The organism is Qipengyuania benthica, from assembly GCF_030717865.1.
Classification (GTDB): domain Bacteria; phylum Pseudomonadota; class Alphaproteobacteria; order Sphingomonadales; family Sphingomonadaceae; genus Qipengyuania; species Qipengyuania benthica.
The window spans coordinates 56,552-80,761 of sequence record NZ_JAVAIL010000007.1; the positions used below are offsets into that span (position 1 = coordinate 56,552).

Here is a 24,210-nt window from a genome sequence, read left to right on the forward strand (position 1 = left end):
CTATGAAAAGCGGGCAATGACCGCGCCAGATCCACCCGAAATTCCGGCCGCGCGCCCGGTCAGCGATGTTTCGCCTGTCGTGGGCGTGCTCGGCGTGGTCAGCCTGCTGGGCTGGTTTGCGATCTGCCGCCAATGGCCGGAGATCAGCACGGCGTTCGACCTGCCGGGGCCCCGCGCGCGGATGGACGGCGTCTATGCCGTTCTCACCGGACTGGTGGTGGCCTGCCTGCCGATGGTGGTCTGGTCGCTGCTGGTCGACAAGGTCCACCTTCGCCCCTCGACCGGGATCGACTGGTCGCTTGCCCGGACGCGAAAGCCCGACGCGGCGCGCTGCGTCACCAAGATCGCCGGTCTCTGGGCGACATGGGCGATCATCGCCGGGCTCTACTGCGTCTCGCGCTGGTACTGGTCCGGCAGCTATGAATTCGCGATGTCGGTGCTCACGGTCAGCATCGTCCCGCTGGCGGTGCTCTCGATCCCCTATGTGGTGTGGCTCGACAGGGTACTGGTCGAGCCGCGCGACCATGCCTGGCACTTCGGTGCGCTGCTCAGCGGACGCGGCGAATGGGACCTGGAAGAGGTCAAGAAGCACGGCCGCACCTGGCTGATCAAGGGCTTCTTCGCGGCCTTCATGATCTCGATCCTGCCTCCCGGTTTCGTCGCGGTGGTCAATGCGGATTTCGGCGCGATAGCCGGCGATCCGGTGCAGCTGGGGGTCGCGCTGCTGCAGTTGATGTTCGTGATCGACGTCCAGATCGGCACCATCGGCTATATCGTCACCATGCGGCCGCTCGACGCCCATATCCGTAGCGGCAATCCGTTCCTGGCCGGCTGGCTGGCTGCCTTGATCTGCTATCCTCCCTTCGTCTGGGGGATCATCGGCAACGGGCTGGTGCTCAATTACGAGACCAACACCCGCGACTGGGCCTATTGGTTCGCGGGCAACGAGGTTTTGCTGTGGGTCTGGGCGGCGTGGCTGGTGTTCCTCACCGCGATCTACGCCTGGGCGACCTTCGCCTTCGGACTACGCTTTTCCAACCTGACTTATCGCGGCGTGATCACCCACGGTCCCTACCGCTTCACCCGCCACCCGGCCTATGTGTCCAAGAACCTGTTCTGGTGGTGCTCGGTCATGCCGTTCCTGGTCACCACCGGGTCGCCGGTCGATGCGATCCGCAACGTCTTCTGCCTGCTGTGCGTCAACGCGATCTACTACTGGCGCGCGCGCACCGAGGAAGCCCATCTGCTCGCCGAAGACCCGAAATATCGCGAATACCACGCCTGGATGGGCGCGCACGGGTTGATCACCGCGCCGCTGACGCGGTTGACCGATTGGATCGTGGGTCTCCGGTTTACCCCCAGGGCGCAACCGGCGGAGTAATCAGCCGAGCGGCAGGCCGTCGTCGGTCTCGAAGATGCGTAGGTCGCGCTCCATCGCCGGATTGGCGGCCATGGCGCGCTTGAACTCCGCCATATGAGGCGATGCGGAATGCGCGTCGAGCGCCGCGCGGTCGCGCCAGCGTTCCACCAGATAGAGCACATCGGGATCGGTGAGATCCTGCGCGAAGCCGTATTCGAGACAGCCGTCCTCGGCGCGCGAGGCACGGACCATCGCGACGATCGCCTCGCGCCCTTTGGAAAGCGTGTCGGGAGCCAGTTTGAGGGTGCCGTTGATCTGGATCATCGCGCCGTCCTTTTCTCGTCAGAAGCTCTGCTTGTAGACCTGGCTCACATCGCCGTTCCACTCGCCATGATAGAGATCGAGCAGCCGCTGCGCCGGGACCTTGCCGCTTTCAACGATCTCGTCGAGCGTCTCGAGGAAGCCGGTCTCGTTGTCGCCCGAAGTGTTGAGCCGCGCGCGCGCCGAAAGCCCGCTGCGGGCGATCGCCAGGACTTCCTTCGCGAGATCCTGCAGCCGCCCGCCACCCGGCAGCGCCGCATCGAGCGCCTGCTTGGGCACCGCATTGCGCAAGGCCTCGCGCTCTTCCATGCTCCAGTCCTTGACCAGATCCCAGGCGGCATCGAGCGCGGATTGATCGTAGAGCAGCCCGACCCAGAAGGCGGGCAGGGCGCAGATCCGGTTCCACGGACCGCCATCGGCACCGCGCATCTCGAGAAAGCTCTTGAGCCGGACCTCGGGGAAGGCGGTCGAGAGGTGGTCCCACCAGTCCGCCTCGCGCGGCAGTTCGCCGGGCAGCGCGGGCAGTTCGCCCTTGAGAAAGTCGCGAAAGCTCATCCCCGCCGCGTCGATGTATTTGCCGTCGCGGAAGACGAAATACATCGGCACGTCGAGCATGTAGTCGACCCAGCGCTCGTAGCCGAAATCTCCGTCGAACACGAAGGGGAGCATGCCGGTACGCTGCGGATCGGTGTCCGACCAGATGTGGCTGCGGTAGGAGAGATAGCCGTTGGGCTTGCCCTCGGTGAAGGGCGAATTGGCGAACAATGCGGTGGCGAGCGGCTGGAGCGCGAGCCCGGTGCGGAACTTCTTCGCCATGTCGGCTTCGGAAGAATAGTCGAGATTGACCTGGATGGTGCAGGTGCGCAGCATCATGTCGAGCCCCATGGTGCCGACCCGCGGCATGTGGCGCATCATGATCTCGTAGCGGCCCTTGGGCATCACCGGCAGCTCGGCCCGGGTCTTGTCGGGCCACATGCCGAGGCCGAGAAAGCTGACGTCGCAGCGCTCGCCGATCGCCTTGACCTGCTCGAGATGGCGCCCCGTTTCGGCGCAGGTCTCGTGCAGATTCTCCAGCGGCGCGCCGGAGAGCTCGAGCTGGCCGGCGGGTTCGAGGCTGACCGCCCCGTCCGCGCCGCGCAGGGCGATGACCTTGCCGCCTTCCTCGACCGGCTCCCAGCCGAATTCCTGCAGGCTGAGCAGGATGTCGCGGATCCCGCCGTCTTCATCGTAGGAGGGTGCGCGGTGATCCGAGCGGTGGAAGACGAGCTTCTCGTGCTCGGTGCCGATGCGCCAGTCGGCCTTGGGTTTCTCGCCACCGATCAGCGGCGCGAGCAGCTGGTCGCGGCTCTCGATGAAGGGATCTGCGTCCTCGGAAGCCTTGCGGGTGCTCATGATTCGCGCGTTAGGCAGTCCATCTGCGCCGCGCCAGCCCTTTATTCTTTGCCCCGGCCCCCAGCCTCTTCGCGATCGCGCCAGTCGCCTGCCTCCGCCATCCAGATCGCCAGCGCGGCAAGCGCGGCGGTCTCGGCGCGCAGGATGCGGGGCCCGAGCGAGATGGGGACCGCTTGCGGCAGCGCGCGGATCGCAGCGCGTTCCTGATCGTCGAAACCGCCCTCGGGGCCGACGAGAAAGCCGGCGCGCTGCGATCCGGCGGCTGCGATCGCCGGGGCCAGCGGCGCTCCGCCGTTCTCATCGGCGAAATAGAGCCTGCGATCTATCGGCCAGTCCGCCAGCAGCGCGTCGAGCTTCACGGGTGCCGCCAGTTCGGGCAGCGCGGTGCGTGCGCATTGTTCGGCCGCCTCTGTGACGATGGCGCGCGCGCGTTCGGGGTTGAGCTTGTCCGCTACGCAGCGGCGGGTGACGACCGGCGCGATCCGCGCGACGCCCAGCTCGGTCGCCTTCTCCAGCACGAGGTCGAAGCGGTCCTTCTTGATCAGCGCCGGGCAAAGCCAGATCTCGGGTACCGTTTCGCGTTCGCGCAGCATTTCTATCGTTTCGAGCGCAACGCTCCGCTTGCCCGCCTCGACCACGCGCGCGGCCCATTCGCCGGTGACGTCGTCGCACAGCACCACCGGATCGCCCGCGACCACACGCATGACGCGGGAGAGGTAATGCGCCTGCGGTCCTTCGATCATGACATGCACCCCGGGCCGGAGCGGATCGGCGACGAACAGGCGGGGCGCGCTCTTGGGAGGCCAGGCGGGGGTGGCGGGCATTTCGTTTCCTCTAATCGTCGTTCCCGCGAAAGCGGGAATCCCGCTGCTTTTCAACCGTCGCGCCGAAGAAAGCGGGACCCCCGCCTTCGCGGGGGCGACGAAATTGGTTACGGGATGGCGATATGAGCGAAAACATCGTCCCCGACAGCGAGCACCGCGGGCTGGTCGCGCGCCTGCCCCAAAGCCTGCGCGATCTGGCGCAATTGGCGCGGTTCGACCGGCCGATCGGCTGGTGGCTGCTGTTCTGGCCCTGCGCTTGGGGTGTGTGGCTGGCTGGCGCTGGCTGGCAGCTTGTGTTGCTCGCCTGGCTGCTGCTGGGCGCGGTCGCGATGCGCGGGGCGGGCTGCGTCTACAACGATATCGTCGATGCCGATCTCGACCGCCAGGTGGCGCGCACCGCCGCGCGCCCGGTGGCGAGCGGGCGGGTGTCGAAGAAGCGCGCCTGGGTCTGGCTGCTCGTCCTGTGCGCGGTTGGGCTGCTGGTGCTGCTGCAACTGCGCCCGCTCGCGCAAGCCGTCGCGCTGGCCAGCCTCGCGATGGTCGCCGCCTATCCCTTCATGAAGCGGATTACGTCGTGGCCGCAGGCCTGGCTGGGTCTGGTGTTCAGCTGGGGGCTGCTGGTCGGCTGGACCCAATTGCGCGCCGACAATTGGGATGCGCTGGCGGCGTTCTATGCGGGCGCGGTGCTGTGGGTGGTGGGCTACGACACGATCTATGCGCTGCAGGACCGCGAGGACGATGCGCTGGTCGGCATCCGCTCGAGCGCGCTGCGGCTGGGCGCCAGCGTCAAGCCGGGCGTGGCGCTGTTTTACGCTGGGGCGGTGGCGCTGTGGGCGCTGGGCGTCTGGCTGCTGCGCGCCGACCCGCTGGCGCTTCTGGCGCTGCTGCCCGCCGCGGGACATCTGACCTGGCAGGTGGCGACGCTCGACCCGCAGGACCCGGCCAATCCGCTCGAGCGCTTTCGCTCGAACCGCTGGGCCGGGGCGCTGGTCGCCGCGGCCTGTTTCGTCGTCGGCAATGCCTGAGCCGGGGCGATGTGCAATCTCTACCGGATGACGAAGAACAAGGCGGAAGTCGCGGCCTGGTTCGGGGCGGTCGATGCGCTCGGCGGCGCCAATTTCGGCGACGAGGTCTTCCCCGGCTATCCGGGGCTGGTCTTCGCCGAGGGCCAATTGCGCAGCATGGTCTGGGGTTTCCCCTTCGCGCAGAAGAGCAAGAAGACCGGCGAGCCGCTCAAGCCCAGACCGGTCAACAACGCGCGCGCCGACAAGCTCGGAGGCTTTTTCTGGCGACAATCCTTCGAGCAGCGCCGCTGCCTGATCCCGCTCACCGCCTGGGCCGAGGCGGAAGGGCCTGCGGGGAGCAAGACCCGCAGCTGGATGAGCCTGCCGGACGAATCGCTCTTCGCCGTGGCGGGGATCTGGCGAAAGAGCGACGAATGGGGCGCGGTCTATTCGATGGTGATGACCGATGCCGAGGGTCCCGCCGCCGCGGTCCATTCGCGGATGCCGGTGGTGCTGGCACCCGAGGACCACGGGATGTGGACCACGGGCGCTCCCGAGCAGGCGCGGGCGCTGTGCAGCGCATGGCGCGGCGATCTGATGATCGAGCGCAGCGGCGAGCCATGGTCGGGCCGGGGACAAACCGCGCTGTTGTAACCCGCGCGGCTTGAGCGAATCGCGTCGGCGTGCCTAGCCTGACGTCATGACGGACACCTTCACCGCGCTTTCCGATCCCACCCGCCGCAAGCTGCTCGACCGGCTGAGCGAAGCGGGCGGGCTGACGCTGGGCGAACTGGGCGAAGGTCTGCCGATGACTCGCCAGGCGGTGGCCAAGCATCTCGCGGTGCTCGAGGCCGCCGAGTTGGTCGCCAGCCACCGCGACGGGCGGTGCAAGCGGCACTATCTCAACCCGATGCCGCTGGCCAAGCTGGCGCGGCGCTGGCTGGGCCGGTTCGAGACGGTGCCGCTTGGCGCGCTTGCCGGCTATGAGGGGCCGGCGGCGGGTCCGCGCGTCGAAGCACCGGCCGCGTAGCTCACGATCTCGAACTCGATCCCGTCCCAGTCGAAGACATAGAACCGCCGCCCGGGCTCGTAATCGTCATGGCCGAAGGGCTCGAGCCCATGCGCCTTCACCACCGCTTCGGCGGCATCGAGATCGTGCACCATGAAAGCGATATGGTTGAGCGGCTGGCCCTTGGCGTATTCGCCGCGGACATGCGCGCCGGTGTAGAGCGCGAGATAGCAGCCCTCGTAGCCGACATGGATCGAATGCCCCGCGTTCTGCGAAGGACCGCGCCAGCGTTCCTCCCAGCCGAGCATGGCCTTGAGCAGCGCGGCGCTGCGCTCGGGATCGGTGACCGAGATATTGGCGTGTTCGAGATATCCTGTGGGCATGGGCGTCCTCCCTGATCGCGCACCGCACCTCGCGGCCGCTTCGGAACGCCCATGTCGATACGACCTCAAGCTAACTTGAGGTCAAGCTTTATTTGCGCTATCGCCGGGATCATGAACGCAACCGACCTCCTCTCGATCGGCGAACTGGCGCGCCGCACCGGCCTCTCGGTCTCGGCGATCCGTTTCTACGAGGACAAGGGGCTGATCGCGCCGCTGCGCACCAAGGGCAACCAGCGGCGCTTCCTGCGCAGCGATATCCGCCGGCTCAGCTTCATCCTGATCGTCCAGCGGCTTGGGCTCTCGCTCGAGGAGATCGGCGAACATCTGCGCGCGCTACCACAGGGACGGGCGCCGAGCAGCTTCGACTGGTGGAAGATCAGCGAGGCGATCCGCGGCGGCCTCGACAAGAGGATCGCGCAATTGCAGGCGGTGCGGGACAATCTCGACGGCTGCATCGGCTGCGGTTGCCTGAGCCTAAAGTTTTGTAAACTTTACAACCCGGAGGATGTCGCGGCGAAAGGCGGGGCGGGACCGCGCATCCTGCGCTAGGCGGACACTACTCCTGCGGTCCCAGCTCGGGATCCAGATCGCGCGGCCGGGTGAAATGCACCAGCGTCCCGCATCCTTCGGCGATATCCGCCCAGTCGTCGATCGCCAGTTCGAACACTGCGAAGCTGGCGGTGGGGAACTTGGTTTTGGCCTCGTCGAACAGATCGTTCTCGCTGCCCGGCGCGACGAGCTGCAGGACCATGTCGGCCAGACCGGGATTGTGTCCGGCGAGCAGCAGCGCATCGCGATCGCCGCCCGCGTCGCGGATCACCTCGCAGATCGCCTCGGTCGAAGCGAGATAGAGCCTGCGGTCCCATTGCGGATCGAGATCCGGCAGCGCTTCGGCGAGCGTCATCTTCACGCGCTCGGCCGGGCTGGCGACCAGCCGGTCCCAGGCCGTCCCTTGCGCGCGGATATGCTTGCCCATCAGCCGCGCGCCGCGCTTGCCGCGCGCATTGAGCCCGCGATCGAAATCGCGCTTGTCCGAATCGGACCAGTCGGACTTGGCGTGCCGGATCAGTCCGAGTGTCTTCACTGCGTGTCCGCCTCTAGCTGTGCCGCGCCGATCATGGGTTGCGCTCCAACACCTTGCGCGACCCGCTGTAAAGCCTGTTCGAGTGTCAGCCGTATGACCGGAGCACCGGGGGGGAAGGCCGACAGCAGCCGGGTCGGGAAGGCGGGGGAGAGCACGACAAAATGTCCCGAATCCTCGCGGCTGCGGATCAGCCGCCCGAAGGCCTGTGCGAGGCGCGAGCGGATGATCCGGTCGTCGAAACCCTTGGCACCGCCCGGCTGAGCCGCTGCGGCCGCACGGCGCGCGCGGTGGAGGATCGTCGGTCGCGGCCAGGGGGTGCTTTCCATCACCACGCAGCGCAAGCTCCGGCCCGGAACGTCGACCCCGTCGCGCAGCGCGTCGGTCCCGAGCAGGCTGGCGCGCGGGTCGTCGCGGAAGATATCGGTCAGCGTGCCGGTGTCGATCGGATCGACATGCTGCGCGTAGAGCGGAAGGCCCGCCCGCGCGAGCCGGTCGGCAATCCGACCATGGACCGCGCGCATCCGCCGGATCGCGGTGAACAGCCCCAGCACCCCGCCGTCCGAAGCCTCGATCAGTCGCGAATAGGCGCCCGCCAGGCCTGCGATGTCGCCGCGCTTGATATCGGTGACGATCAGCACCTCGGCGCGGCTGGCGTAGTCGAAGGGGCTGTCGGACTGCGCGGTGCGCGGCACCAGATCGAGATGGGGCGCCCCGCTGCGCGCGATCGCGCCGGGCCAGTCGGGGCCGCTCTCGTCGCGATCGGTCAGCGTGGCGCTGGTCAGCATGACCCCGTGCGCGGGTTCGAGCACCACCTTCGCGAAGGGTTTCATCGGGTCGAGCCAGTGGCGGTGGATGCCCATGTCGAACTCGCGCGAATCGTTGCGGTCGACTGCCAGCCAGTCGACGAAATCGGGGTCCGCCGGGCCGCCGAGCCGCGCCAGCAGCGCTTCCCAGGCGGCGAGCAGGTCGATCCGCCAGGCGAGCGAGTGGCGCGCCCCCTCGATCCGCGCGCGGCCCTGGCCGTCGAGCCAGTCGGGCGCATCCTCGAGCACCGCCTCGAGCCGCCCGCCCAGCTTGAGCAGCGGCTGGCGGATCGCGGCGAGCGCCTGCGCCGCGAGGCCTGCAGCCTCGACCAGCTCGTCCGGCAATTGCGCGGTTTCGGTTTCGATGCCGTAGCCCGCCTCCTGCCCGCTTTCGTCGCGCGCATAGGTGGTGGTGCGGACCTCGGCGAGCAGCGCCTCGACCGGTCCGGCGGGCATGGCCTCGGCGAGCCGCCCGAGCCAGCCTTCGGAGGGCAGCGCCTGCGCCGCCTCGACCGCCGCCTCGATCGCCTCGCCGCCGGCCTCGTCATAGCTCGCCACATCCGCCAGCCGCGCCGCGAGCCCGCGCCGCCTCCCGCGGCTGGTCCGTTCGGGGCCGACGATCCAGCGCCGGAGCTCGATCGCTTCGTTGCCGGTGAGAGCCGCGGCGAAGATGGAATCGGCGGCATCGAAGACATGATGGCCTTCGTCGAACACGATCCGCGTCGGGCGGCTCGCAAGATCGCGCCCGCGCGCGGCGTTGACCATCACCAGCGCATGGTTGGCGATCACCAGATCGGCCTGCGCCGCGGCACGCGCGCTGCGTTCGATGAAGCATTTGCGGTAATGCGGGCAGCCGGCATAGACGCATTCGCCCCGCTGGTCGGTCAGCGCCGCGATCCCGCGCTTGCGGAACAGAGTGCCCAGCCAGCCGGGCAGATCGCCGCCGATCATGTCGCCATCGCTGCTGTAGGCGGCCCAGCGCGCGACCAGCTGCGCGAGCACCGCCGGGCGTCCCGAGAAGCCGCCCTGCAGCGCATCCTCGAGATTGAGCAGGCACAGATAGTTCTCGCGCCCCTTGCGCACCACCACCGGGGGAGATCCGTCGGGCCGCGCGGCGGGCCAGGCGCGGGTGCTTTCCTGGCGCAATTGCCGCTGGAGGTTCTTGGTGTAGGTCGAGACCCAGACGGTGCCGCCCGAACGCTCGGCCCATAGCGAGGCGGGGGCGAGATAGCCCAGCGTCTTGCCGATCCCGGTCCCCGCCTGCGCGAGCAGGACATGCGGGCGCTTGTTCCTGTCGCGCGGGGCGAACACGCTGCCGGCCCCGCGCGAGAACTGGCGCTGCCCCTCGCGCCGTTCGGCGCCTTCGCCGGTCAGCCGCTCGAGTTGGCCCTCGACCTCGAGCTCGTCGAGCAGCACCTGCTGCGGCTGCGCGCGCTCGGGCGCTTCTTCCCATTCGGGCAGCCGTGCGAACAGCCATTTCTCCGCGCGTTCGGGCTGGCGGATGTGGGGGCTGAGCACCTGCACCCAGGGCCATCGCAGCCGCGCGAGCGACTGGAGCGAGGACCAGGCCCCCTCGCGCTCGGTCCACTCGGCGGATTCGCACCGGGCGATCAGCGCCGCACCGGCGCGTTGCAACAACAGCGGGACCGCGTCGTCGCTCGCCGGTTCCTCGAGCCCCAGCGCATGCGCCAGACCCTTGGGCGTCGGCACGCAGAATTTCGCGGGGTGGACGAAGGCGAACAGCTCGAGCAGGTCGAGCCCCGAGAGATCGGGATAACCCAGCCGGCTCGCAACCAGCGGCGCGTTGAGCAGCAGCAGCGGCGTATCCGCCGCCGCCATCACCGCCTCGCCCTTCGAGCAGCCGCGCGTGGAACCGCCCGCGACCTGCGGAGCATCGCGCAGCCAGGTCCCGGCATGGCTGGCGTGAAGCGCGGGGAGGGGGAGGGTGGCGGTCACTGGGTACTCGTTAGAACGGAGGTGGAACGCCGATCAAGCGCACTGACACTTTCATGCGCGACCAATTGCACTGCCTCAGCCTCCGGGAAAGTGACAATTCGATCCTTCCGGGCAGAGTTGGCGCTTGCACCCTCGGGTCCATTTCGCGAGAGGCAGCACGCATGACCATGACCGAACTGATCACCGCCGCCCGCACCTCCAAGGCCTGGCCGTTCCAGGAGGCGCAGCGGCTGCTCAAGCGCTATCCCGATGGCACCAAGCCCGACGGTTCGCCAGTGCTGTTCGAGACCGGTTACGGCCCCTCGGGCCTGCCGCATATCGGCACTTTCCAGGAAGTGCTGCGGACCACGCTGGTGCGCCGCGCTTTCGAGGCGCTGATCGGCGCCAGGCCGGAAGACGGCAAGACGCGGCTGGTGGCCTTTTCCGACGATATGGACGGGTTGCGCAAGGTGCCCGACAATGTCCCCAATCGCGAGCTTCTCGAAGCCAATCTGCACAAGCCGCTGAGCCGAATTCCGGACCCCTTCGGGGCGGACGAAGGCGGCGGCCATGCCAGCTTTGCCCACCACAACAACACGCGGCTGCGCGAATTCCTCGATCGCTTCGGCTTCGATTACGAGTTCATCGCCGCCAGCGACCGCTACAATGCCGGCGCATTCGACGATGCCCTGCGACAGGTGCTGCGTCGCAATCAGGCGATCCTCGACATCATGCTCCCGACATTGCGCGAGGAACGGCGGCAGACCTATTCGCCGATCCTGCCGATCAGCCCGACCAGCGGCAAGGTGCTGCAGGTCCCGGTCGAGGTGGTGGACGCCGAGGCAGGCACGATCCGCTTCACCGACGAGGATGGCGGCACGGTCGAGCAATCCGCGCTCGGCGGGCAGGCCAAGCTGCAGTGGAAGGTCGACTGGGCGATGCGCTGGTATGCGCTCGGGGTCGATTACGAGATGTACGGCAAGGATCTGACCGACAGCGGGGTCCAGTCGGGCAAGATCGTCGAGGTGCTCGGCGGGCGCAAGCCCGAGGGGCTGATCTACGAGCTGTTCCTCGACGCCAATGGCGAGAAAATCTCCAAGTCCAAGGGCAACGGCCTGACGATCGAGGAATGGCTGCGCTATGGCAGCGAAGACAGCCTGGGCTTCTACATCTTCCCCAACCCCAAGAGCGCCAAGCAATTGCACGTCGGAGTGATCCCGCGCGCGGTGGACGATTACTGGCAGTTCCGCGAACGGCTTGCGCAGCAGCCGCTCGACAAGCAGCTGGGCAATCCGGTCTGGCATTTGCAACGCGCCAATGGCGGGTGGCGGGGTGCCGAAGCGCCGGGCGCCGGAGACACGCTGCCCGTCACCTACGGCCTGTTGCTCAATCTGGTCGGAGTGCTGGGCGCGCAGGCGGATAGCGAGCAGGTGTGGTCCTATCTGGGGAACTACATCGTAGACCCCGATCCGGCGAAGCATCCCGAACTCGATGCGCTGGTCGCGACGGCGCTCGCCTACAATCGCGACTTCATCGCCCCGACGCTGGAGAAGCGGGCACCCGCGCCCAACGAAGCTGCCGCGCTGGAGGCGCTCGACGCACAACTCGCGGGTCTCGATGCGACGAACTCCGCAGAGGACATCCAGACACTGGTCTACGAGATCGGCAAGGACGAACGCTACGGCTTCGACAATCTGCGCGACTGGTTCAAGGCGCTTTACGAAACGCTGCTCGGCTCCGCGCAGGGGCCGCGCATGGGCAGCTTCATCGCGCTCTACGGCATCGCCAACAGCCGCGCACTGATCGCCGAGGCGCTGGCGCGCAAGGCCTAGACCATCAGGTCCATTTGCGCGTCCGGTACCATTTGGTCAGGACGTATTTTTCGCCGCTGATGACCGGGGTGCCGGCGTGGAGCGTAGCTTCGTTGGGCGTGCCGTCGGGTAGCGCATTGTTCCAAACCAGCAGCACGCCGGGCTTGGGTTCGATCGAGGCGCCGATCTCGCTGAAATGGGTATGCCCGCCCTCGGCCACTTTGTTGAGAAAGGCCATCGCGGTCCAACTGCGCTGACCGCCGCGCTTGCGCTCCGCGTTCCAGTATTTCTCGCTGGTGTAGAACCAGTCGTTGTGCGGCTTGAACTCCTGCCCGGGCAGATAGCGCTGGCCCTGAATCGTCTCGCCGCATTTGGGGTTGATCCCGAGCAGATCGTCGATCCGCCGCGAAATGCCTCTGACGAAGGGATCGCCCGGATCGAAATTGCCCGAATAGGAGGTGCGAAAGCCGCTGGCATAGGCTTCTTCATGCAGCGCGCTGGGCCGCGCGACGACATCGATCATCCGCACGAAACGCTGACATTCCGCCGGCGAGAGGAAATTGCCGATGGCGAAAATCTCGGCCCTGTCGGTGGGGACTCGATAAATCTCGGGGTCGGCGGTCAACCGTTTGCGGACGGTCTCGCCCATGCGCTTGAGCGCATCGCGGTCGGGAATGATGTCTTGGGTGGCCATGGCCGGCTAATTAGCAAGTGGGGCCGGGGCTGCAAGAGAGCCGCGGCTTGCGCCTTTGCGCAACCGGACTAAACCCGGCGTGCATCCGATAAGGACCGACAGCATGAACTCGACTGCCACCGCCGCCCGGACGACCGCCCGCCGCTATTCGCTTGTGGCGATGCTCTTCCACTGGCTGATCGCGCTCGCGGTGATCGTCAACTGGCGGCTCGCCGAAGCGGCGGAACACGCCGGCCGCGCCGACGCGATTTGGTATTTCGCCAATCACAAGGCACTCGGAATGGTGATCCTGCTGCTCACGCTGGGCCGGCTGATCTGGCGCTGGATTCACCCGGTGCCGCCGCTACCCGGCGATCTGGCGCGCTGGGAGAAGGTGCTGGCGCGCAGCGTGCATATCGTTTTCTATGTCCTGCTGATCGCGCTGCCGCTGGGCGGTTGGCTCGCCACTTCGCTCAACGGCGGGGCGATCGACATGTTCGGTGCCTTCGCCATCCCGGCGCTGCCGGTCGGTTTGAACGAGGATCTGGGCGAGACCATTTTCGACGCCCATTCGCTGGGCGGCTCGATCATGGTCTATCTGATCGGGCTGCACATTCTGGGGGCGCTCAAACACACCCTCTTCGATCGCAACGGCGGCATCTTCCGGATGCTGCCCTTCGGCCGGGTGCCCGGCTGAGGCGAGAAAAACCCCCGCCGATCGCTCGGCGGGGGTGTCTCGGTGGTCTGCGGCCGCGCTCTTGCGCAGGCAGGCTTGCTCGATAGCGGATTTACCAGAAGAAATCGTAAATAACGTCGACGACCTCGCCCGAATAGATATCGACCAGCAGCACGTCGTCGTAATAGCGGACCCAGCGATAGGGGCCGTAGACCGCGGGCAGGCGGTAGCGCCAGGGATCGTTGATCTGGTAGCGCGAGCCGAAGAACACGCTTCCCAGGCTGATCCCGATGCTCAGCCGGCTGTAACGGTGATTGCGATAGGGCGAGTAATAGCGTCCCGGCCGATAGAGGCTGCGGTTCGACGCGCGGTAGTGCTGCCAATTGTAGCGCTGACTGCGGCGCCAGTCCTGGCGATCCCATCGGCGGTAGTCGTGCCAACGGCGCCCGTCGTGATAGCGCCCCTGCCGGCTGCCCCAGGTGGCGTCGCGCTGCCCCGAGCGATAGTCCTGGCGCGCGTCGCGGCGGTCCTCGCGCCGGTCGTAGCGGCGACCGTCGCGAGAGCCCTCGCGGCCGCCCTCGCGATAGTCCCTGCGTGCGTCGCGGCGGTTCTCGTCCCGGTCCGCCCGGCGGCCATCGGTGCGGTAGTCTCGGCGGTTTTCCCGCCGATCCTGCCGGGCGTCGTCCCGGCGACCGTCCCGGTAGTTTCGACGAGCGGCGTCGCGATCTTGCTGTGCATCCGCTCGGCGGGCCTGCTCCTGGTTGGCTCGCTCCTGGCGACTGCGCGCCGCCTGACGGACCGCCTCTCGCTGAGCGGCGAGCGCGGTGTCATTGCGGCCGTTGGTGCTGCGATGGAACTGGTCACGGCGGTTTTCGAGCTGAGCCTGTGCCTCCGCTCGCGCGGCATCGCGGCTCTGGCGGCGATCGGCGCGTTCGTCGCGCCGCTGTTGGGGCGCGATCTCGCGCTGGCGCTCGGGCTGGGCGGCCGGGCGCGCCTCGCGGATTTGCTGGCGCATCTCGCGCCGTTCGCCGCGCTGCGGTCGTTCGCGACGAGGTTGGTCGCGGTCCTGCGCCACCGCAAGCGCGGTGCCTGAAGCCGCTTCCGCTCGCTCGGGCGCTGCCGTAAACAGCAGCGCCACCGAAAGCGCACCGATCGCGGAGCTCTTGAGAAGGTCGGTCAATGTCATGGAGCGTGTCTCCGTCCCTGTTGCCGCTCCACCAGCCGCGGCGTGTTGAATTCAGATGTCGATGGCACGGTCATAGCAATTGGGACTGACCGGCGACTGAACCGCATTGCATGCCTATCGTTCATGTTCGAGGCCGAATCCATGAATGGGCGGGCGCATGATACCGCTTTCGCTTCGCCTAAACGTCTTCGCCAGGCGTGATCCGGCCGACGACGCGGCGCACGGCCAGATAGGTGCCCATCACTGTCGCGGCGAGCAGGCCAACCATGATTGATAGGGCCCGCCGCATCGCAGTCGCAAGGCGGCGGGCACGCAAAAATCCGCTCTCAGCGGGTCAGCTTCTTATAAGCCAGTCTGGTCGGACGATCCGCCGCATCGCCCAGGCGGCGGCGCTTGTCTTCCTCGTAGGCTTCGAAATTGCCTTCGAACCATTCGACATGGCTGTTGCCCTCGAAGGCGAGGATGTGCGTCGCCAGCCGGTCGAGGAAGAAGCGATCATGCGAGATCACCACCGCGCAGCCGGCGAAATTCTCGATCGCGTCTTCCAACGCGCCCAGCGTCTCGACGTCGAGATCGTTGGTCGGTTCGTCGAGCAGCAGCACATTGCCGCCTTCTTTCAGCATCTTGGCCATATGGACGCGGTTGCGTTCGCCGCCCGACAGCTTGCCGACGTTCTTCTGCTGGTCCGCGCCCTTGAAGTTGAACGCGCCGACATAGGCCCGGGTGGAAGCGTCGTGCCCGTTGACCTTCATGTAATCGAGCCCGTCGGAGATTTCCTCCCAGACGTTGTTCTTCGGGTTCAGATCGCCGCGGCTCTGATCGACGAAGCCAAGGTGCACCGTATCGCCGATCTCGACGGTGCCGCTATCGGGCTCTTCCTTGCCGGTCAGGATCTTGAACAGCGTCGATTTGCCCGCGCCATTGGGGCCGATCACGCCGACGATGCCGCCCGGCGGCAGCATGAAGGACAGGTCTTCGAACAACAGCTTGTCGCCATAGGACTTGGTGATGCCCTTGGCCTCGATCACCTTGCTGCCCAGCCGCTCGGGCACCTGGATCACGATCTGCGCCTTGCCCGGCTTGCGCTGGCTTTGCGCTTCCTGGAGCTGTTCGAATTTGCGGATACGCGCTTTGGACTTGGTCTGGCGCGCGGCGGGGGTCTGGCGGATCCACTCCAGCTCTTCCTTGAGCGCCTTGGAGCGGCCGCTCTCCTCGCGATCTTCCTGTTCGAGCCGCTTGGCCTTCTTTTCGAGGTAGGTGGAGTAATTGCCTTCGTAGGGGAAGTAGGAGCCGCGATCGAGTTCGAGGATCCACTCCACCACATTGTCGAGGAAGTAGCGGTCATGGGTGATCATCAGCACCGCGCCGGCATATTCCTTGAGGTGGTTTTCCAGCCATTCGACCGACTCGGCGTCGAGGTGGTTGGTCGGTTCGTCGAGCAGCAGGATGTCGGGCTTCTGGATCAGCAGGCGGGTGAGCGCCACGCGGCGCTTCTCGCCGCCCGACAGGGTTTCGACGCCCATGTCGCCGGGCGGGCAGCGCAGCGCTTCCATCGCGATCTCGAGCTGGTTGTCGAGCGTCCACCCATCGACCGCATCGATCTTGGTCTGCAATTCGCTCATCTCGTCGCCGAGCTTCTCGAAATCGGCGTCGGGCTCGGCCATCTCGGCGGAGATGGCGTTGAACCGTTCGACCAGATCGGCGGTTTCGCGCGCGCCTTCCTTGACGTTTTCGAGCACGGTCTTGGTCGGATCGAGCTCGGGCTCCTGCTCGAGATAGCCGACGCTGACGTTCTCACCCGGCCAGGCTTCGCCGCTGTAATCCTTGTCGATCCCCGCCATGATCTTGATCAGCGTCGACTTGCCCGCGCCATTGGGGCCTACGATGCCGATCTTGGCGCCGCGATAGAATTGCAGATTGATGTTGCTCAGCACCGGCTTGGGCGCACCGGGGAAGGTCTTGGTCATGTCCTTCATGACGAATGCATATTGCGCGGCCATCTGGCGGAATCCTTCGGGTAACAAGAATGGGGGAATTTCAGCAGGCCAGATAGGCGCTGACGGGCCTGCGGGCAAGCCGGGGTGGCGGGGCAGCGGAAGCAGGGCAGGGGCGGCGGAGACAATAGGCCTTGGCATCGGGTGGAGGAATGCTAGCAGTCGCGCCCATGAGAACTCTCCTGATCGCGCTCGCCGCCTCCGCCGCCCTCCCGACCATCGCCATGGCCCAGAGCATGGCCCCCACCACGGGAACCGCCGAATCGCCCGCGCTGGCGGAAGCGGAAGCCGCGCTCGAGAACGACACCATCGCCTGGGATTTCGTCGAGGGGATCACCACCGAAGTCGGCCCGCGGATGCCCGGCACCGATGCCGAGGCGCGCGCGCGCGAGTGGGCGATGACCTGGCTGCGCGCCGAAGGCTTCGCCAATGTCGCCAACGAACCCTTCATGATGCAGACTTGGGTCCGCGGCGAGGAAGCCGCGACGGTGACCGCGCCCTTCGTCCAGCCGATGCACATCGCCGCGCTCGGCAACAGCGGGTCGACCGGTCCCGGCGGGCTGACGGCCGAAGTGGTCTATTTCCCCAGCTATGCCGACCTGGTTGCCGCTCCCGCCGATAGCCTGGCGGGCAAGATCGCCTTTATCAGCCACGACATGCGGCCCACGCAGGACGGCTCGGGCTACGGTTTCGCGGGCCCCGCGCGCTGGACCGGCCCGGCTCTCGCCGCCAGCAAGGGCGCAGTAGCCGTGGTCATCCGCTCGATCGGCACAGACAACGACCGCGTCAGCCACACCGGGAACACGACTTTTCCCGAAGGCGTCGATCCGATCCCCGCCGGCGCGCTGTCCAATCCCGATGCCGACAATCTCGAACGCGTGTTCGAGCGCGCCGAGGGGCGTCCGGTGACGATGGACCTGCTGATGACCCCGCGCTTCATCGGCGAGACCGAGAGCGGCAATGTCGTGGGCGAGATCACCGGGTCCGACGCGTCGCTGCCGCCGGTGCTGCTCGCCTGTCATCTCGACAGCTGGGACAATGGCACCGGCGCGTTCGACGACGGTGCCGGCTGCGGGATCATCGCTGCTGCGGCGAAGCATGTCGCCGCGCATGGCCAGCCGCTGCGCACCATCCGGGTACTGTTCGCCGGGGCCGAGGAAACCGGGCTATGGGGCAGCCGCGCCTATGCCGCGGCGCATGCGGACGAGCCGGTCTATGTCGGGCTCGAGAGCGATTTCGGCGCCGACAGAATCTGGCGGCTGGAGAGCAATTTCACCGCCAGCGACCCCGACCTCTATCGTCAGCTGGCGCAGGCCGTGGCGCGCTTCGGCGTCGCGCCCTCGACCAATGTCGCGACCGGGGGCGCGGATCTCAATCTGGTTCGCGAGCAGGGCGGGGCGCTGATCGATCTGCAGCAGGACGGCACCCGCTATTTCGATCTCCACCACACCGAGAACGATACCCTCGACAAGATCGATCCGGCGCAGTTGCGCCAGAACGTCGCGGCGTGGACCGCTGTGGTCGGGCTGCTCGCCAATCACCGCCCGGAAATCGAACGCGGCGAGTAACCCGGCGGGTCAGGCGGCGAAGCTGCGCGCGGTCAGCCGCCTGACCTGCACCGCCTGGAGCGCCGCTCGCGCCGCCAGGAACACCGCGAAGGACAGCCACAACCCGTCGTTGCCCAGAGGCCAGGTCAACCACAGCAGCGCGGCATAAAGCACCGCTGCGCCGAGCATCGAACCAAGCAACGCCCGGGTCCAGCTGGCGCCGACGAACACGCCATCGTAGACGAAGGCGGCAAACCCGGCGATCGGGATCACCGCCAGCCAGACCGCGTGCTGTCGCCCCATCTGCGCGACTTCGGCGGTGGCAGCGAAGCTGTCGATCACCGGGCCCGCCACCAGCGCGAACAGTGCCGACAGCACCAGCGCCACTCCGAGCCCGCGCCACAGCAGCGCTCGGATATAGCGCACGAAACCCTCGCGATCGCGCGCGCCCAGCCTTTCGCCGTTGAGCACCTGCGCCGCGTTCTCGAACCCGTCGAGCAGCAACGCAGTGACCACGAACAGTTGATAGAATATGCCGTTGGCCGCGAGCGAAACCACGCCGCGCTCGGCGCTCAACCGCGTCAGCGCCGCCATCGCCACCATCAGCACCAGCGTGCGCAGGAACAGGTCGCGATTGACCGAGAGAAAGGGGCGCAGCTCCGACCAGCGCAAATTGGCTCGCTGCGACAGCGCAGCGCGCAGAGCCTTCCCGGAGGTTCCCATCAGGATGAATCCCGCGACCGCCGCCAGCTTGGCCACTTCGGCGATAAGGCTCGACCAGCCGATCCCGGCGATCCCCCAGTCGAGGCCCAGCGCCAGCCACGCCCCCAGCGCCAGGTTGAGCAGATTGTAGCCGACCTCGAAGGCCAGTACCGCGCGCATCTGGCGCCGCCCGACGAGAAAACCGACGAGCGCGAAATTGGCCATAACCGCAGGCGCGCTCCAGTAGCGGATCTCGGCATAGACCCGCGCCGCGCCAAGCACCTCGCCATCCGCCCCGAGCGCGCCAAGCAGCGCGGGCAGCAGCAGCGGCTTAGCGGCAAGCAGGGTGAACGCGATCGCCAACCCCACAGCCAGCCCGCGCATCAGCACCGCCGCCTGCTCCGCCTCGCCGCGCCGCGTTCCCGCCTGCGCCACGAGCCCGGTGGTCCCGGTCTTGAGGAAGTTCATGACCACGAACAGCATCGCGAACAGCCGCGCGCCGATCTCGACCGCACCCTGCGTCGGTGCATCGCCGAGCCGTCCGACGATCCACATATCGCCCACCCCGATCATCGCCGTGGCGACATTGGTCACCATCGCGGGCAGCGCGATCGCCCAGATGGCGCGGGTGTCGAGCGGAGTTCGGTGTGCGGCAGCGTCGGTCATTCAGAAATGTCCTCCCGCTCGCGTCAACGCCGGACTCGCTCTCACCGGGCGTGCAGGCCGGCGCAAGGTCTCACGCGAGAAACGGCTCGGCCAGAGCGCGGACATCCACCCGCGCCTTGAGCCGAGCGGCGAGCAGCGCGGTCCCGCTGATCTTGCGCTGGACGAACAGGATATCGGGCGGCGGGAGATGCCAGCTGCCTTTGTCGGCGGCGATTTCCATACCTTCCTCGCGCAGCGCGCCGACGAAGCTTCGATCGCCGAAATCGAACGGACCCGGCCGGTTGAGCTCATCCGCGATTACCGCGATCATTCGATCGACCCGTGCGCGGTGGCGAACGACGGCGGCTTGGCCCACAAAACCCGCCGAGACCGCCGCGTCGCGGATAGCGCTACGGTCGTCGCAGAGGCCGGCCTGCAGCAACCCGCGATAGCCCTGCACGGTTGCCGGAGCGATGGCACGAGCGGCGCCGAAATCGAGCAGCACCAACCGTCCGGAATCGGGCTGGTAGCGGTAATTGGCGAAATTGGGGTCGGTCTGCATCACTCCGAATTCGAACAGCTCGCGCAGTACCAGCGCAATCAGCCTGCGCATCGTTTCGTCGCGCGTTTCCTGCGGCGCACTCTCAAGCGATTCGATCGGCTGGCCGGGCACGAAGCTCATCGCCAGCACGCGATCGGTGGTGAATTCGCGGTCGAGCTCGGGCACCGCGACGTCCGGTGAATCGGCAAGCAACTCGCCGAACAACGCCATCTGCGCGCCCTCGCGCTCGTAATCCGCTTCCTCGGCGAGCTGACGCTTGGCCTCGGCGAGCAGCGGCCCGATATCGAGTTCGCGCGGCAGCAGGCCCGACAGACGCAACAGCGTCGCGACATTGTCGACATCGGCATCGATGCTTTCGCGCACGCCGGGATATTGCACCTTGATCGCCAGCTCGCGCCCGTCGTGGGTGACCGCGCGGTGGACCTGACCGATAGACGCCGCAGCAATCGGGCGGGGCTCGAAACGCGCGAAGCGCGCCCGCCAGTCCTTTCCCCAATGCTGCGCGAGCACGCGGTTGAGCTTGGCGGGCGGCATGTGATGGGCGTTGTCGCGCAGCCGCGCCATGATCTGCGACAGTTCGGCGGGCAGCAGATCGCCCGCGTCGAGCGAGATCATCTGCCCCAGCTTCATCGCCGCACCCCGCAGATGCGAAAGGCGATCCACCGCGCTGCCGATGTTGCCCGGCGTCAGCAGCATGTCGCGCATCCGCGGGCGTTCGCCATCGGCGAGCCGTCGCGCACCCTCGGCGAGCATCCCGCCCGCGACGCCGCCGGCCAGGCGCCCGAACTGGCCCAGCCGCGACAGCCTGCCGCGCGGTATCCGACGCCCGCTTCCCCGGTACCGATCCTCGCTCATGCGATCACCAGAACCGGCTTCCGGGGATACCCTTGAACGGCCCGGCGAGCTTGCCGGTGATCCAGCCGCCATAGAATTCGCCGGGTTGAGGGGTGACCGTCTCGCCGTCGACGCTGCAGCGATCGAACGGCGCGGCATAGAAGGCGACATGATCGCGCAGCACGGCGAAGGGCGCAGTCGGGTCGGGATAGCTCCAGCCTACTCTGGGGATCACCGCATCGCCGATGACGACGTCCCAATACACTGCGGCGCCCTTCCACTCGCAAAAGGAACTGCCCGCAGCGCGGCGCAGCACGCCGGGTGCGATATCTGCGGGAGGGATGTAATAGCTGGGTGGGTGGCTGGTCTCGAGCGTGCGGATGGCCGAACTGGTGCTGGCGACGATCCTGCCTTCGTGTTCGATTAGGATATTTGCGTCCGTGGGTTCGGCGATCGCCGGGCGCGGATAATTCCAGACGCTTTCCTGCCCGGGGCCAGCGGGTTCCGGGCGCGGCTTCATCGCCGCGGCCCTGGCGCAGTGCCGGTCACCGGGTCGCCGTGGTTCCGCCACGCAGCGATCCGCCAGCGGGCGGAGTTGACACGCTCGGAGCCAGACCGATCGCGGGCTCGTAATCCTCGCTTCGCAGCGTGAGCATATAGGCGACGAGATCTTCGATCCTCTCCTCAGGGATTTCGAAATACATCTCGCGCGGATAGTCATGCGAGGCCTTCAGCCACCGCGCCAGCGATTCCCGGGTCACGCCAGGGGCGTTCGCGACGGCTTCGAAGCTCGGTGCGGCGGGCAGAGGGGAGGTTTGCAGCCTTCCCACCGCGTGGCAGTCGGCGCAACGGTTCTGTGCGAAGCTTTCTCCGCGCAGCGCCGGTGAATCGGATGCCGTGGCAGTCTGCGCGGGAGAGGCGACAAGTGCATCATCGGCAGGGGTCATCTCGCAGGCGCTGAGAAGCATAGCGAGGGCGAGGATGGCGGCTGCTTTCATAACGCCGAACATTGCAGCCTAACCCCGAAATGACAAGCGATTGGACAGGGGAGCAGAGCGTCTCGGGCAGGAAGGCCGGTCCGCAGGTTGCTCAGGTCAGCCTGTCATCCGCCAGCGCCTCGGTCAGGCCGGGCCGAAATCTGGGGTGCGCGATCGCGATCAGCGCCTGCGCCCGTTCGCGGAGCGATTTTCCCTTCAGATCCACGACGCCGTACTCGGTCGCGACGAGTTGGGTGTCGTTGCGCGGCACCGTAACGGGGCCATCGAGCTTGGGTACGATCCGCGAGACCGTTCCGTCCCTGGCGGTCGAATGACACACGATGATCGACTTTCCGCCCCGCGACGCCGCCGCGCCGCGGACGAAATCCAGCTGGCCGCCCGAGCCGCTGTACTGCCGGCCGAGCAGGTGTTCGGAATTGCAGGCGCCGCCCAGATCGATCTGCAGCGTGGCATTGACCGAGACCATCCGGTCGTTCTTGGCGATGTGACGCGGATCGTTGACCGTCTGGACCGGAGCGCTGTGGATGGCGGGATTGTCGTCGAGAAAATCGTAGAATGCGCGGTCGCCCATCGCGAAGGTGAAGACGCTACGGCCCGGATAGGTAGCCTTGCAGCGGTTGGTCACCGCGCCGCAGCGGATCAGATCGGCCAGCCCAGGGGTCAGCAATTCGGTGTGGATGCCGAGATCCTTGTGATCGCGGAGCATCGCGCAGACCGCGTTGGGCAGCGTGCCGATCCCCATCTGAAGACAGGAACCATCCTCGATCAGACCCGCCACTGTCCGGGCGATCGTCTGGTCCTCGGGGCTGCTGGCGGGGAAGGCAAGTTCGGCCAGCGGCGTCTCATGTTCGACGATCGCGTCGACTTCGGAGATATGAAGCAGCGAATCCCCGAACACCCGCGGCATGTTGGGGTTTACCTCGACCACCAGCCGCCGGGCCGATCGCGCCACCGTGCTGGCATAGTCGTTGCCGGTCCCGAATGTGAACCAGCCGTGCCGGTCCATGGGCGAGACCGCCGTTACGAATGTATCGACCGCGACATCCTCGGACAGCAGTTTCGACGATTCGCTGAAGGCGACCGGGACGAAATCGATCGCGCTTCGCCCGGCCTCGGCGGCACGCTTGATGATGTCGCGCTCGATCCGGGTCAGGAACATGCAATGCGGCCGCACCCGATCGAGCAGATCGTCGCGCAAAATGGTGCGCGCCGCGTGCTCCATCGAATGGAAATACCACAGGTTCAGCCGCTCGAGACCGCCGCTTTCGACCCTTTGCGCCAATGCGGTGAGCAGCGCCGGCGGTTGCCCCACGGCCATGGCCATGGCGACGTTGTCGCCGGACCGGATCTCGGCCACGGCGGCATCCGGAGTGGTCAGTCGCGAGCGATAGAGAGTTTCTGCATCCATGCGCGCAGATTAGGGCAGGGACGGTGCAGGCGATAGCCCGCCAGACAGATCCAGCCGCGCTGACGAGATCCGCACCCCAAGATGCCGGCAATTCAGAAAAGGCTGGTCGGGGAGAGAGGAATCGAGACCAGTACAGCTCTCGATCAAAATGACGAATTTCCGAGGGTTTCGCCGGATTGCATCGTCTATCTGTAGCGTTTGTGTGCACCTCTCCAGTGTGCCCAAGAGGCAGCTCGAGATTGCGATAGCAGACGACAGTTACCCAACGTGCCGGCTTCGCGCCCTCATTCCAGTCATTCCGGCGCTGTCGCGGCAAGTACCTGACAGCGGTCGTTCGTTCAGGTGCGGAGGATCGGAAGCTACGCGCCCTAATAGCTGTCGTTAGGCTGCGCGATCTGGTTTCCACAAAAGCCGACAGTTCCGCGGCATCTGGGACAACATCGTAATTGATGTCGGATTTGATGCAGCGCTGCCGATCCGGGTTCGGGTTCGCAGCAGGTTGCCATTAAAGCTACAGCCGGGTGTTTATCCGGCGTTCCAACCTGGCGGAACACATGCTTCTTGGTCACTGTGGCCCAAGCCGCAATCGGCCAAGGATTGGGGCGCATGAAACAAGATTTCCGCTATGTTCCTAGCTGGAAGCCTATTTGCCTCAGCTACGGCGCGCGACAATTTGCCGGAACGAGAGAAGAGTCTCTCTCCAGTAGCTTCAGCGGTTGAAATCGAGCAACAGCATCCGATGGATGATATTTTTCGGGCAGATGAGCGAGAGTTTCGAACAGCCATTCAGCGTGCAGTAGAGGCCCACGATCCTCTAAGATTGATCGAGAAGATCGATGCCATTTTCCCATTTCTAGACAGATGTCCTTCCTTCAAGTCGCCTACGAGAGAAACTACGGTTGCGACAAGGCGATCACTCCGCGGATCGTCGTCGGCATCGAGGGCGCCTCAGAGATCACCGCCGACGACGCGGTTACCAGCCTCGACTCCCCCTCCATCTGAAAGTCGACCTTTGGACTTCTCCCATGGCGCATAGGTAATTTCGACATCTGGGGGCAT

Annotated in this window: 23 protein-coding genes; 9 read left to right on the forward strand and 14 right to left on the reverse strand. The window is 66.5% G+C overall.

Annotated features, from left to right (window positions below):
- Positions 1–16: 16 nt before the first annotated feature.
- Positions 17–1,381 carry a methyltransferase family protein gene (locus tag Q9K01_RS14995; RefSeq protein ID WP_305930933.1) on the forward strand — a complete coding sequence of 455 codons (1,365 nt, stop codon included), beginning with the start codon at positions 17–19 and terminating at the stop codon, positions 1,379–1,381.
- On the opposite strand, the gene Q9K01_RS15000 is transcribed toward Q9K01_RS14995, so the two are convergent.
- Genes Q9K01_RS15000 through Q9K01_RS15010 form a run of 3 tightly spaced genes read right to left on the reverse strand, consistent with a single transcriptional unit; the run spans position 1,382 to position 3,897 of the window.
- On the reverse strand, positions 1,382–1,684 hold the full coding sequence (locus Q9K01_RS15000; protein WP_305930934.1) for a putative quinol monooxygenase: 303 nt from the start codon (positions 1,682–1,684) through the stop codon (positions 1,382–1,384).
- A gap of 18 nt (positions 1,685–1,702) precedes the next feature.
- Positions 1,703–3,073, reverse strand: coding sequence for a glutamate--cysteine ligase (locus tag Q9K01_RS15005; RefSeq protein WP_305930935.1), 1,371 nt, complete (start codon positions 3,071–3,073; stop codon positions 1,703–1,705).
- A gap of 41 nt (positions 3,074–3,114) precedes the next feature.
- On the reverse strand, positions 3,115–3,897 hold the full coding sequence (locus Q9K01_RS15010; RefSeq protein WP_305930936.1) for a 16S rRNA (uracil(1498)-N(3))-methyltransferase: 783 nt from the start codon (positions 3,895–3,897) through the stop codon (positions 3,115–3,117).
- 122 nt (positions 3,898–4,019) lie between these two features.
- Between Q9K01_RS15010 and ubiA the strand changes: the two genes are divergently transcribed.
- The 3 genes from ubiA to Q9K01_RS15025 are packed head-to-tail and all read left to right on the forward strand — an operon-like array spanning position 4,020 to position 5,931.
- Positions 4,020–4,922 (forward strand): 4-hydroxybenzoate octaprenyltransferase, encoded by a 903-nt coding sequence (gene ubiA, locus Q9K01_RS15015; protein WP_305930937.1) that lies wholly within the window; start codon positions 4,020–4,022, stop codon positions 4,920–4,922.
- Between the two features lie 9 nt (positions 4,923–4,931).
- Positions 4,932–5,555 (forward strand): SOS response-associated peptidase, encoded by a 624-nt coding sequence (locus tag Q9K01_RS15020; protein ID WP_305930938.1) that lies wholly within the window; start codon positions 4,932–4,934, stop codon positions 5,553–5,555.
- Between the two features lie 46 nt (positions 5,556–5,601).
- Entirely contained in the window at positions 5,602–5,931 is a 330-nt protein-coding gene (locus tag Q9K01_RS15025) for an ArsR/SmtB family transcription factor (RefSeq protein WP_305930939.1), read from the forward strand.
- Here the strand turns inward: Q9K01_RS15025 and Q9K01_RS15030 are convergent.
- On the reverse strand, positions 5,883–6,293 hold the full coding sequence (locus Q9K01_RS15030; protein WP_305930940.1) for a VOC family protein: 411 nt from the start codon (positions 6,291–6,293) through the stop codon (positions 5,883–5,885). The genes Q9K01_RS15025 and Q9K01_RS15030 overlap by 49 nt on opposite strands.
- Before the next feature lie 111 nt (positions 6,294–6,404).
- On the opposite strand from Q9K01_RS15030, the gene soxR reads away from it, so the two are divergent.
- The gene (gene soxR, locus Q9K01_RS15035) at positions 6,405–6,842 is read left to right on the forward strand and encodes a redox-sensitive transcriptional activator SoxR (protein WP_305930941.1); all 438 of its coding nucleotides are present in this window, start codon (positions 6,405–6,407) and stop codon (positions 6,840–6,842) included.
- Positions 6,843–6,849: 7 nt separating this feature from the next.
- Here soxR and Q9K01_RS15040 read toward each other — a convergent pair whose 3' ends face one another.
- Both Q9K01_RS15040 and Q9K01_RS15045 read right to left on the reverse strand, forming a co-directional pair.
- Positions 6,850–7,377, reverse strand: coding sequence for a SixA phosphatase family protein (locus Q9K01_RS15040; protein WP_305930942.1), 528 nt, complete (start codon positions 7,375–7,377; stop codon positions 6,850–6,852).
- The gene (locus tag Q9K01_RS15045; protein WP_305930943.1) at positions 7,374–10,136 is read right to left on the reverse strand and encodes an ATP-dependent DNA helicase; all 2,763 of its coding nucleotides are present in this window, start codon (positions 10,134–10,136) and stop codon (positions 7,374–7,376) included. Before Q9K01_RS15045 ends, Q9K01_RS15040 begins: the two co-directional genes overlap by 4 nt.
- Before the next feature lie 161 nt (positions 10,137–10,297).
- Between Q9K01_RS15045 and Q9K01_RS15050 the strand changes: the two genes are divergently transcribed.
- On the forward strand, positions 10,298–11,947 hold the full coding sequence (locus Q9K01_RS15050) for a lysine--tRNA ligase (RefSeq protein WP_305930944.1): 1,650 nt from the start codon (positions 10,298–10,300) through the stop codon (positions 11,945–11,947).
- Positions 11,948–11,951: 4 nt separating this feature from the next.
- On the opposite strand, the gene Q9K01_RS15055 is transcribed toward Q9K01_RS15050, so the two are convergent.
- Entirely contained in the window at positions 11,952–12,620 is a 669-nt protein-coding gene (locus tag Q9K01_RS15055; protein WP_305930945.1) for a prolyl hydroxylase family protein, read from the reverse strand.
- Between the two features lie 103 nt (positions 12,621–12,723).
- Here Q9K01_RS15055 and Q9K01_RS15060 point away from each other — a divergent pair, with 103 nt between their 5' ends.
- Complete coding sequence (locus Q9K01_RS15060) at positions 12,724–13,296, forward strand: cytochrome b (RefSeq protein ID WP_305930946.1); 573 nt, start codon at positions 12,724–12,726, stop codon at positions 13,294–13,296.
- Positions 13,297–13,387: 91 nt separating this feature from the next.
- Here Q9K01_RS15060 and Q9K01_RS15065 read toward each other — a convergent pair whose 3' ends face one another.
- Together Q9K01_RS15065 and ettA are read right to left on the reverse strand one after the other, a co-directional pair.
- On the reverse strand, positions 13,388–14,461 hold the full coding sequence (locus Q9K01_RS15065) for an RcnB family protein (protein WP_305930947.1): 1,074 nt from the start codon (positions 14,459–14,461) through the stop codon (positions 13,388–13,390).
- Positions 14,462–14,787: 326 nt separating this feature from the next.
- Positions 14,788–16,461 (reverse strand): energy-dependent translational throttle protein EttA, encoded by a 1,674-nt coding sequence (gene ettA / locus Q9K01_RS15070; RefSeq protein WP_305930948.1) that lies wholly within the window; start codon positions 16,459–16,461, stop codon positions 14,788–14,790.
- Positions 16,462–16,625: 164 nt separating this feature from the next.
- Here ettA and Q9K01_RS15075 point away from each other — a divergent pair, with 164 nt between their 5' ends.
- The gene (locus tag Q9K01_RS15075; RefSeq protein WP_305930949.1) at positions 16,626–18,023 is read left to right on the forward strand and encodes a M20/M25/M40 family metallo-hydrolase; all 1,398 of its coding nucleotides are present in this window, start codon (positions 16,626–16,628) and stop codon (positions 18,021–18,023) included.
- 9 nt (positions 18,024–18,032) lie between these two features.
- Here Q9K01_RS15075 and Q9K01_RS15080 read toward each other — a convergent pair whose 3' ends face one another.
- The 5 genes from Q9K01_RS15080 to Q9K01_RS15100 all read right to left on the reverse strand — a co-directional run bounded on the left by Q9K01_RS15080 (position 18,033) and on the right by Q9K01_RS15100 (position 23,151).
- Complete coding sequence (locus Q9K01_RS15080; protein WP_305930950.1) at positions 18,033–19,370, reverse strand: MATE family efflux transporter; 1,338 nt, start codon at positions 19,368–19,370, stop codon at positions 18,033–18,035.
- Positions 19,371–19,440: 70 nt separating this feature from the next.
- Entirely contained in the window at positions 19,441–20,766 is a 1,326-nt protein-coding gene (locus Q9K01_RS15085) for an ABC1 kinase family protein (protein WP_305930951.1), read from the reverse strand.
- A 4-nt stretch (positions 20,767–20,770) separates the two neighbouring features.
- Positions 20,771–21,265: a DUF427 domain-containing protein gene (locus Q9K01_RS15090; protein ID WP_305930952.1), complete on the reverse strand. Its 495-nt coding sequence runs from the start codon at positions 21,263–21,265 to the stop codon at positions 20,771–20,773.
- 25 nt (positions 21,266–21,290) lie between these two features.
- Positions 21,291–21,743 carry a c-type cytochrome gene (locus tag Q9K01_RS15095; RefSeq protein ID WP_305930953.1) on the reverse strand — a complete coding sequence of 151 codons (453 nt, stop codon included), beginning with the start codon at positions 21,741–21,743 and terminating at the stop codon, positions 21,291–21,293.
- Positions 21,744–21,834: 91 nt separating this feature from the next.
- The gene (locus tag Q9K01_RS15100) at positions 21,835–23,151 is read right to left on the reverse strand and encodes an acetyl-CoA hydrolase/transferase family protein (protein ID WP_305930954.1); all 1,317 of its coding nucleotides are present in this window, start codon (positions 23,149–23,151) and stop codon (positions 21,835–21,837) included.
- A gap of 861 nt (positions 23,152–24,012) precedes the next feature.
- Here Q9K01_RS15100 and Q9K01_RS15105 point away from each other — a divergent pair.
- Positions 24,013–24,153, forward strand: coding sequence for a hypothetical protein (locus Q9K01_RS15105; protein WP_305930955.1), 141 nt, complete (start codon positions 24,013–24,015; stop codon positions 24,151–24,153).
- Positions 24,154–24,210 lie beyond the last annotated feature (57 nt).